This window comes from Gordonia sp. (in: high G+C Gram-positive bacteria) (assembly GCF_049299075.1).
In the GTDB taxonomy this organism is placed as follows: Bacteria; Actinomycetota; Actinomycetes; order Mycobacteriales; family Mycobacteriaceae; genus Gordonia.
Genome location: NZ_JBAQWU010000198.1, coordinates 1 through 9,120, shown reverse-complemented (window position 1 = coordinate 9,120; position 9,120 = coordinate 1). Strand labels below are relative to the sequence as shown.

At 64.6% G+C, this 9,120-nt stretch carries 8 protein-coding genes; 2 read left to right on the top strand and 6 right to left on the bottom strand.

Going from position 1 to position 9,120, the window contains the following annotated elements; translation table 11 throughout:
* The 4 genes from WAW85_RS06405 to WAW85_RS06390 form a co-directional block, all read right to left on the bottom strand.
* Positions 1-892: alpha/beta fold hydrolase (locus WAW85_RS06405; RefSeq protein ID WP_422558797.1), on the bottom strand; the 892-nt coding region annotated here is incomplete at its 3' end.
* Entirely contained in the window at positions 889-1,602 is a 714-nt protein-coding gene (locus WAW85_RS06400) for a dihydrofolate reductase family protein (protein ID WP_422558796.1), read from the bottom strand. The genes WAW85_RS06400 and WAW85_RS06405, both read right to left, overlap by 4 nt.
* Positions 1,599-2,606 (bottom strand): asparagine synthase C-terminal domain-containing protein, encoded by a 1,008-nt coding sequence (locus tag WAW85_RS06395; RefSeq protein ID WP_422558795.1) that lies wholly within the window; start codon positions 2,604-2,606, stop codon positions 1,599-1,601. The genes WAW85_RS06400 and WAW85_RS06395 overlap by 4 nt, the downstream gene beginning before the upstream one ends.
* Before the next feature lies 1 nt (position 2,607).
* Entirely contained in the window at positions 2,608-3,915 is a 1,308-nt protein-coding gene (locus WAW85_RS06390; RefSeq protein WP_422558794.1) for a hypothetical protein, read from the bottom strand.
* Between the two features lie 106 nt (positions 3,916-4,021).
* Between WAW85_RS06390 and zapE the strand changes: the two genes are divergently transcribed.
* On the top strand, positions 4,022-5,041 hold the full coding sequence (gene zapE, locus WAW85_RS06385; protein ID WP_422558793.1) for a cell division protein ZapE: 1,020 nt from the start codon (positions 4,022-4,024) through the stop codon (positions 5,039-5,041).
* A 339-nt stretch (positions 5,042-5,380) separates the two neighbouring features.
* Here the strand turns inward: zapE and WAW85_RS06380 are convergent, their stop codons facing one another.
* Positions 5,381-5,941: a GNAT family N-acetyltransferase gene (locus tag WAW85_RS06380; RefSeq protein ID WP_422558792.1), complete on the bottom strand. Its 561-nt coding sequence runs from the start codon at positions 5,939-5,941 to the stop codon at positions 5,381-5,383.
* A gap of 125 nt (positions 5,942-6,066) precedes the next feature.
* Positions 6,067-7,296 carry an esterase/lipase family protein gene (locus WAW85_RS06375; protein ID WP_422558791.1) on the bottom strand — a complete coding sequence of 410 codons (1,230 nt, stop codon included), beginning with the start codon at positions 7,294-7,296 and terminating at the stop codon, positions 6,067-6,069.
* Between the two features lie 420 nt (positions 7,297-7,716).
* Between WAW85_RS06375 and WAW85_RS06370 the strand changes: the two genes are divergently transcribed.
* Positions 7,717-8,898: a diguanylate cyclase gene (locus tag WAW85_RS06370; RefSeq protein ID WP_422558790.1), complete on the top strand. Its 1,182-nt coding sequence runs from the start codon at positions 7,717-7,719 to the stop codon at positions 8,896-8,898.
* The last annotated feature ends 222 nt before the right edge of the window (positions 8,899-9,120 follow it).

Sequence of the window (9,120 nt, the reverse complement as noted above, 5' to 3'; positions counted from 1 at the left end):
CCGCGCAACGGCTGGCGAAGGCTGCCAGCGAATTCTGCACCCCGGCTGCACGGGTGGCGGCAGCCGCGGTGCCCTGCTCATTGAGGCCGACGGGGGAGTCGAGGACGAGGCGGGCGACCCGATCGGGGTGGGCGCCCAGGTAGGCCAGCGCCACCGAGGATCCGCTGCCGACGCCGACCAGGCCGAGCCGGTCGGCTTCCCAGTACTCGCGCAGGCTTTCCAGATCGGCGGCCGCGTCAGCGTTGGCGAATCGCAGCTGGTCCGGGGCGAGGGTGTCATTGCAGAGGTCGGCGCCCCGGCGGGTCTCGCCGCCGAGCGCGGTGGCGCGCGCGGACACAGCGCTGTTGCCTGCGGCGCCGTCGTTGTAGATCGTCTCGCGCTGTTCGGTGGTGAGGCAGTCGATCGGTGCCGAGCGGCCGGTACCGCGACGGTCCACGGTGACGATCGGGTGCGCGTCCAGAAGTGGCGCCAGGCGGTTGGCCTCGAAGGTCAGCGCCAGTCGCGAACTCGGCACATCGGTACCGGTGGTCAGCACCAGCGGGGCGGCATCGGCCGGCGTCTTCGCGGTGCGCAAGCGCACCACGGCGACCCGGATGTCCGAGCTGTTCACATCGCCAGGGGCGATCGCGACGGTGAACGAGGCGCAGTCGATGCGCAGGTCGGCTGGTGCGCTGGTCCGGTACGCCGCGGCGAGCTCGGGGCCGCATTCGGAATAGTTCAGGTCGCGGGCGGGGACGCTGAGGGTGGGCAGCACTGTGGTGCTGGTGGTGGCGTCGGTGCCGCCGTCGCCGTGCACAATGCCCGGACCGGGATCGGGTCCGACGGTGCAGCCAGTCGCCAGTACCGCGGTGGCGGCCAGGGCCGCCAGGAGACCTGATCCATGCGACTTCAATCCGACTCCCCAGGAATTCTGGTCCAACGTGTGAAAAGGAAGTGGTCGACGGTCCCGCAGAACGACGGCGCGTAGCGGTTTGGAACTGTGTGTGTGTGACAGGTCCGGCCTTCTCCGCCGATCTCGGGTGACATGGTCACACAAAGTTCGTCGACCAATCCAGTATCCACGAGCGCAGCGGCTAACCGTGGTCCGCCTTCGCAGACGACGTGTCGAAGTCCGCGAACCTTGAGTGCGTCAACAGCTTGGCGTATCCCAGATGGGGCGTGGATCAGGCGCATTGAGCCGTCGGACGCGTCTACGGCGGCGCTTGCAGCGTCGGTTGCTTCGGAATCGTCGGATGTGAGGATCAGGAAGTTATCGGTAATTGTGTCTGTAAGGAAGCGTTGTGGGTGTCCGATTCGGCCGGAGCGCGTGACGACTGCTAGCGGCGGCGGTGGCCCTTGGCCTCGATCGCGTCTCGCGCTCGCTTCGGAGTCTGGGAGTTTGATCCCGATGTAATTCTCCGCGACCGCTGTGCTGGCTCCAACAAGCACGACGTCTGCGGTGGCGCGTAGCCGGTGCAGCAGGGCATTGTCCGCAGGGGAAGAAAGTCCGGCGGAAGAGTGGCCGCGGGACAGACTGCCGTCGATGCCCAGCACGAAGTTCGTGCGTAACCAGGGTGAATCCGGCCACGTATAGGTGTCGAGAACGTCGTCGAGAGGGGTCACCGATACTCTCTTTGTAGGTGCCGGAGGAACTGTCGCACAACAGTGTGTTCCAGCGGCTCGTTGAGGGGACTCGCATACGTTCCCTGGCCAGGTTGGGCGGCAAGATTGGCGCGCGCGGAATGAGCGAGTGCGCCGATGACCCCTGATGAGACTTGAAGCGGAGATTTCGTGGTCCATGCGAGATGTTCAGGTACGCCAAGTCCGATCGCAGCCTTGCGAAGAATCCACTTGTCGTAGTAGTCGCCATCGGGCCCCGAGCCCCAGAGAAGGGTCGGGTCCAGCCGCATAGCGAATTGCCAGAATGGCGTGGTTTGAAAGACCTGGATGAAATCGTCGGCTCGGTCACCGAGAAGCCGCTCGTAGTAGTCGGGGATTAGGCGTTGCCGCGTAAAGTTGGCGCGTACCCTAGCGGTTACCCGCTCACGAAACTCGGCGAGTCCGGCAGGACTTGCCGGGTCGACATCCAGTGCGGCACCGCCCATGAACAGCGCGTCCGATCCTGCGCCAGTGAGAACCGGACCAGCGCCGAGTTCGGCGAACCGGGTGAAGGCGGTCTTGATCGGAATCGCTGAGGTGATCTCCCACAGTTCCCACGTTCCGAGTAGATCAATGCAGTCGCGTGCTGCGCCGGAAAGCCGGTCCTCGTTGAGGTCAAGGACGTCGTGGTGGAGACCAAGATGACGTGCGACGTCGCGACTGCGGAGATCCTCGAGGTCGGCGTCGTCGTCCGTAACGACGGTTACGGCGTGCGGGGAGTAGCCGAGGTCCGCGGCCACCGCGGCCACCAGGATCGAATCGATTCCGCCGGACAGCATGATCCCGGGATCGCCGCACCGGCTATTGATAACGGAGGTAATTCGTTCACGCAGAAGCGCGGTCAACTCTGCGGTCGCGGTGTGTGCATTCGAAATCAGGTCGGGTGCGGTGAAGGCCATCACCTCGTTGTCATCGGCGACGTACTCAGCGGCTAGGGCGGGTTGGTCGGCTGGTCTGGGTGTTGTCATCTCATGTCCACCTCTCCGACGACGTGATACGTGGGCGGTACTTCGCTTCGTAAGTGGAATCGGTGGTGCTGTCGTCGGGCTGGACCAGCTCGCGGTCCGCATCGTCGAACAGGTCGTCGACTGGTCGAGTCGGTGGTCGGACTATCACACGGAGTAGCCAGAAGAACGCGAGGACCGAGAGGCCGCCAGCGACGACGATCAGCAGCCGTTGCCACCATTCCATTTCGCGCGCCGTGGCATTACCGGCGACGACAGTGGCGATGACACCGATAATTGCGGAGAACACGCCCAGAATCTCCACTACCTTGAACAGCGAGTCAGACAGTTGGTCATTGGTGCGGGCCGTCAATTCGTTGAGCTTTGCCCGTTGGCGGGCCCCTTCGCGTTCTAGGCGCTCCCGAATCTCGGCCTCGAGGCGGAGTTTGGCATCGTGCTGGATTGCGATGGTAACCCGCTCCAGTTTGAGGTCGTTGTGCGCTTCGCGGTCGTTCGGTGGGTGGAGCCTGATGGCGAGATTGATCGCCCGTATCGCTTCCGGGTATTGCCCGGTTCTCCGGAATGCTGATGCTTGGCGCATGTACGTGACCGGATTGAACTTGTTAATCACGATCAACCGTTTGGCGATCGTCAGCATTTCCTCGGCGTATTCGCGGTCGGCCGTGAACCACAGTCCGTGCAGGAGCAGGGACAGAATCTTCTCCGATTGCGTGTCCTTCGCGATGGATCGGATGTCCTCGGTAGTCACATGCTTGCCCCGGCCTAGCCGACTGTACTGGAGCATGGCCCGGTAGTATAGGGACGAGTTGGTCACACTTTCGCCGACGGCAGCCAGGATCTGCTCGATCCGTTCGAAGTTGAAGTCGAAACGGGCGGCTTGCAGCACGATGGACAAGTTGGTGTCGAAGTCCGGAGAGGACGTCTCCTTCTCGGCTAAGACTTGGCTCAGCGGGAGAGCGACGAGGACGTCCGGGTGGGTGCTGCGGATCCGCCAGACGATCGCTGAGAACACGATCTCGAATGCGTCGTTGTCTCGTCCGTCCCGCAAGCTGGTGAGCCATTCGGTGATGTACTCGTCCCACTTCGCACCGCCGGACGGCTCAGCTGGCTGCCGCCGGACGAACCATTCGGCGCTGACGTCGGCGCTCGCATGCCGAACGTCGGGATGCTTGCGGAGAATACGCGCAAGTCTTTCCATGTCGGACCTTGACAGATCCTCGGCAATGCGCTGAACGTTGGTGCTTGTCTGGCCTGGATCATCGTCGACCCGAGCCCTTCTCAGGTCGGCTAGGAGGAGATCGTCGTCAGCCATGCGGCTACACTAACAGTGGGCACGAATTGGCATTTCATGTGACCTCGGTCGCTTTCTGCAGCAGGAACATCCTTCCAGTGGTACCCGACTGGTTAGGCTTCTGCCCATGGTGGCCCGACTTTCCGAGAAGAATCCCGTGATCGAGGCGGATGCGCTGATCGGTGAGATGGTTCCCCCGTCGATGTTCGATCACGTCAGTTTCGACTCGTACATTCCCGATCCCGATGAGCCGAGTCAGGCGGCGGCCGTCGCCTCGGCCCGCGGTTTCGTGGCGCGCGCGGCCGCGATCCGCAGTGGGGGCAAGCGCGGTTTCTTCCGCAAGAAGGCGGCGCCCACGCACGGTATTGGCTTGTACCTCGACGGCGGCTTCGGTGTCGGCAAGACGCACCTGCTGGCGTCGATCTACCATTCGATGCCCGGACCCAAGGCGTTTGCCACCTTCGGTGAGGTGACCAATCTGGTCGGCGCCCTCGGCTACACCGACGCGCTCGAGCGACTCTCGGGCCACAGCGTGCTCTGCATCGACGAGTTTGAGCTCGACGATCCGGGTGACACCATGGTGGTCTCCCGGCTGCTGTCCGAACTCAGTGCACGCGGCGTCTCACTCGTGGCCACGTCGAACACGCTCCCGGGCCAACTCGGTGAGGGCCGGTTCGCGGCCAGCGATTTTCTGCGCGAGATTCAGAAGCTGTCCGGGATCTTCGAAAGCGTCCGGGTCGACGGGCCCGACTACCGCCACCGCGACCTGCCGCCGGCGCCGGAGCCCAGTTCTGACAGTGAACTGCTGACCCGCGCTGACGTGACGGAGGGCGCGACGCTCGACTCGTTCGACGACCTCAGCGCGCATCTGGCCAAGCTGCACCCGTCCAAGTACAAGGCGCTGGTCGACGGCGTTTCGCTGGTCTGCATCAGTGATGTGCATCCGGCCGACGACCAAGCGGTGGCCCTGCGGCTGGTGGCCCTCGTCGACCGCCTCTATGACGCTGACATCCCGGTAGTCACCTCGGGTGTGAAACTCGACGAGATCTTCACCCCGGAGATGGTGGCTGGCGGCTACCGTAAGAAGTACCTGCGGGCCATCTCCCGCCTCCTGGCGCTGTCCCGCTCGGCCGAACCCGCCGTCTGACCCAATTCGCTCCCTGGCCCCTGTTCGCTCCCTGGCACCTGTTCGCTCCCTGGCACCTGTTCGCTCCCTGAGCCTGTCGAAGGGTTCCGGGCAAAACCGAACGCCCCGGTCGTGGGGAAGTCCGGGCCGGGGCGCTGCTGGGTGACTGGCAGATCAGTGACTACCGGGTCGGGTGACTACTTGCTGCTGCAGTTGCAGCCGGAGCCGCATTGACAGTTGGCCCCGCAGTTGCACGGGTCGCAGGTGCAGTTTGGGTTATCGCACTTCTGATCGCTCATGCCACCATTGTATGCGCAGGAACGCATGAGTGGCCAGGGGTCGAAGGTCCCCGAGTTTGCCTCAGAGGTCCCGGGCCAGCACGTAGTCGTGCTCGACGATGCCGTTCATGTGGAAACTTTTGGTGCCCACTCGGGCGAACCCCATCTTGGCGTAGTAGCGCTGGGCGCGCTCGTTGAGCTGGTTCACGCCGAGCCAGGCGGTCGTGGAGCCGTGCGTGCGGGCGGCGTCCAGGGCGGCCTCCATGAGACGGTGTGCCGGCCGGCCGCCGTGGGGGCCGTGATGGTGGGGGAGCACATACATCTTGGAGATTTCGGTGACGGCGTCGCCGGGTACCGCGGCGCGCACGTCGTCGTCGATGGGGGCGCCGTGGATCAGGAGCGCGTAACCGATGAGTGGGCTGCCGATATTCTCGCGGACCACGAGGACGGTGTAGCCGGGATCGTTGATCCAGTGCTCACACTGGTGCGGAGCCAGTGATCTGGCGATGTGGGCGGCGATGTCGTCGCGGGTCGAGTGTGCCGGACATGCGAGTGGGAAGGTCACTGCAGCCACGAAGGCGACTTCCGCCGCAAGAGTCGGGTGGGTGACGGCCTCGATGATCAGTGGCAGCTCGTCGGGCATGGTTCGATTCTGCCGTACAGATGCCTATCGCTCACCGGGCTGGCGGACGAACTGGCGCAGCCGAGCGTAGTTGGGTTCCGACTGCGTCTGTGTGCTGGCCCACACGACCGCCTGGGCGGCGGCGGTCAGCCGATCCAACTCACGAGTTGATCGCCGACCTCCTTGTGGTTCAGCAGACTGAGGTGATTCGCCTGGCCGACATGCATACCGTTCTCCGGTGCGAAGCCGATGTGCCGCGTCGAGTTACGACCACCCGCACTGTGGTGTAGCACCAGGCCGTCGCCGATCACCCGGCTGATCGGGTGGTGCGGATCACGCGTGAACGTCGCTGAGACGAAGTAGTGCTCGGCGCCGGTTAGCAGCGGTATCTCGGCGGCCAACGCCGCGGCGAGGTCGTCGGGATCGCGGCCGTGCCAGTCTTCGTCGAGCAGTGAACCAGCCCGCAGATCGCGAATGCCGCCGGAACGACGACGCAGTAGCCGCCCGAAGGCGTTGGTCTCGGGATGAGCGGTCAGCAGCGCGCTCGCATGGTGTGCGACGTTTTCCAATGGCGCGCCCAGGTGGGGGGTGCCCAGGCTGACCGTGGTGCGTACGCGCTCGATCCAGCGGTGATCGGCCTGGCGGCCGTGGTGGGTTGCACTACGCAAGACAAGGCCGCCCATCGAATGGCCGAGGAGCGCGATGTCGGTCACCGCAGTCGGCCAGAAGCGCACCAGATCGTCGAGCAACTCCGCGAGATCCTGACCGTTCGTCGAGATGCGACGGCCGGAGTTGTACCGGATAAAGACGCTCGTCACACCGTTCGCCCAGAGCCGGTGCTCATACGGCGCCGACTTGCGCTGACCGACGCGCCAGGCATGCTCGGTCTCAGTGAGGCCATGCACGTAGACCGCGATCCGCCGGGTGGCACGGGGAAAAGCGCGTGCGAGTTCGTCGGCGGTGACCGAGATGGGCCGACCGGCGACCCGGACCGAGATGTTGTGCTCGGTGAGAGGGGACTGCAGGCCGTCGAGCTCGTCGCCGATCAGGCCGTTGACCACACCGATCAGCATGGCGCCTCGGGTGGTCGACGACACCGGCCGGGACAACGGCAGGTCGAGGACCTTCCCGCTCACCTGGCCTGCGGCCTTCGTGGACTCGCCGACGACGCGGTAGACGCTATCGGTAATGCCGTTGTGCAGCGACTGCACCGGTGTGATGGCGGGCCCGAGACCGCGTCGTACCGCAGTGAAGACACGATCGGATACCGCACGGTGGGTCTGGTGGAGACCCGCCGAGGCCTTGGCGAGTTCGGTTAGACCCAATTCAGACAGAGCGCGTACTTCCTGGCGACGTGCCACGGTATCGTCGGTCATTCGAATGAGAGTACATCCGTGCACTCAATTGGGCAATAGTGCGCGCACCCCAATCCGTGGGACATGCAGCGAGGACTCGGATGGAAGCTCGGGTGCTCGACTGTGGTGCGCGAGATCGCAGACTCGCTTGGCCGAGTTCGTTGGCAGTGTGCGCGTGGTGACCGATGAGCGGAAGCGGCCGGTCGTGCTGGGGGTGTCGGTGCGGGGCACGGAAATGTGATGGCGGTGATCGCCGCGGGTGTGGCGTGTGCCGAGCGGATGCGGCCCGCGGTCGTGCACGGTCAACTACGCCGCAGGTGTCTGGGGCGTGGGCCGGCTTCTCTGGCCGCGACTCGGGCGAAGCCGTGCGATAACGTTGAATCATCCGGATGAGAGTACGAATGTGCACTCTGCATTGCTGCACGGTGAACGGAGCTGCGCGTGGAGTTTTTTGACATACGCACGATGATGCTGTTCTGTGCGGCCACCCATCTAATCTTCGGCCTGCTGCTGTGGGGCTACCGATCCCGGGGTGGCACCGCCTCGGCGCTGGCGACCTGGAGTGTCGCCAACCTCGTCGCGGCTACCGCATGGCTACTGATGGCCCTGCGAGGTCAGGTGCCGGTGATCATGTCGGTGGCCGTGGCGAACATGCTGCTGATCGCCGGCTGGACGCTGCTGCTGGTGGGCATGCGCCAGTTCGCGGGCCGCCCTGCGCAGCCATGGCGATTCGCGGTCCTGCCGGTCATGGTCTTCGTCCTGTTCACGGTGGTACCGGCGGTGCGCGACAATCTCGGCGCGCGAGTCCTGGTTGTCAACATCTGCTTGATGGTTGTGCTGGTGACGCTGGTGTTCGAGGCGATCGCCGATCAGCGGGACGAGCCGCTGCGTACCCGCATTGTGGTCGTCGCTGCGGTGTCCGTCGCCGTGGTCTCGAATATTGTGCGCGCCGTCCACGGCTACGCACTCGCCCCCGGCGCAGGATTCTTGCAATCCGGTCCGGTCCAGGAAGCTGGCATTTTTGTGCAAGGTGTCGCGTTGCTGGGCTGGAGTATCGGGCTGCTACTGATGCATCAGGAGCGGCTGGAGAATCAGCTGCGCGAGTCAGTGCAACGTGATCCGCTCACCGGACTGCTCAATCGTCGCGGATTCGCCGAGCGGGAGGCGCGTCGGACATCGGCCGGACCTGCGTGCGATGCGGCCCTGCTGCTCGATTTAGACGAGTTCAAGAGAATCAACGATACCTACGGACACGATCGCGGCGATGCACTGCTGCGGCAGTGCGCCGACGAAGTGCGGGGTTGGGCGCGCCCGGGTGATCTCGCGGCACGATATGGCGGCGACGAATTCTGTGTGCTGATCAGCGTCGAGAATGTCGAGGCCGCGGTCGCGCGTGCGGAGGTGTTGCGTCGCCGGATCCGCACGGCCACGCTGCCCGGCCCAGACGGCGTCGCGGCGACCGTCTCGATCGGGGTGGCCGTGGCCGAGGGTGTCGGCACAACGCCGATAGGGGAGCTGATCGCGACCGCTGACGAGGCGTTGTACCGCGCTAAGCGGGAGGGCCGGGACCGCGTTGTCGTGGGCGCGGACTCTACCGGGGCAGACGCCAATCGGGTCGGCTAGCGCGACCGAGGCAGAGAAGCGGCAAGGACCCGGACGAAAACCCGGGTCCTTGGCTGCGGTGCGCGATACAAGGATTGAACTAGCTACGCGCTATCGTTCGGATATGGCTCTGACCACCTGTAATATGGGTCTGAACAGCTCTAATATCCTCGGGACGTTAGGACAGTTCCGGCCAGTTTCGGCCGGTTGTGGACGTCCAGAGGGACAAGATAGGGACAGAAT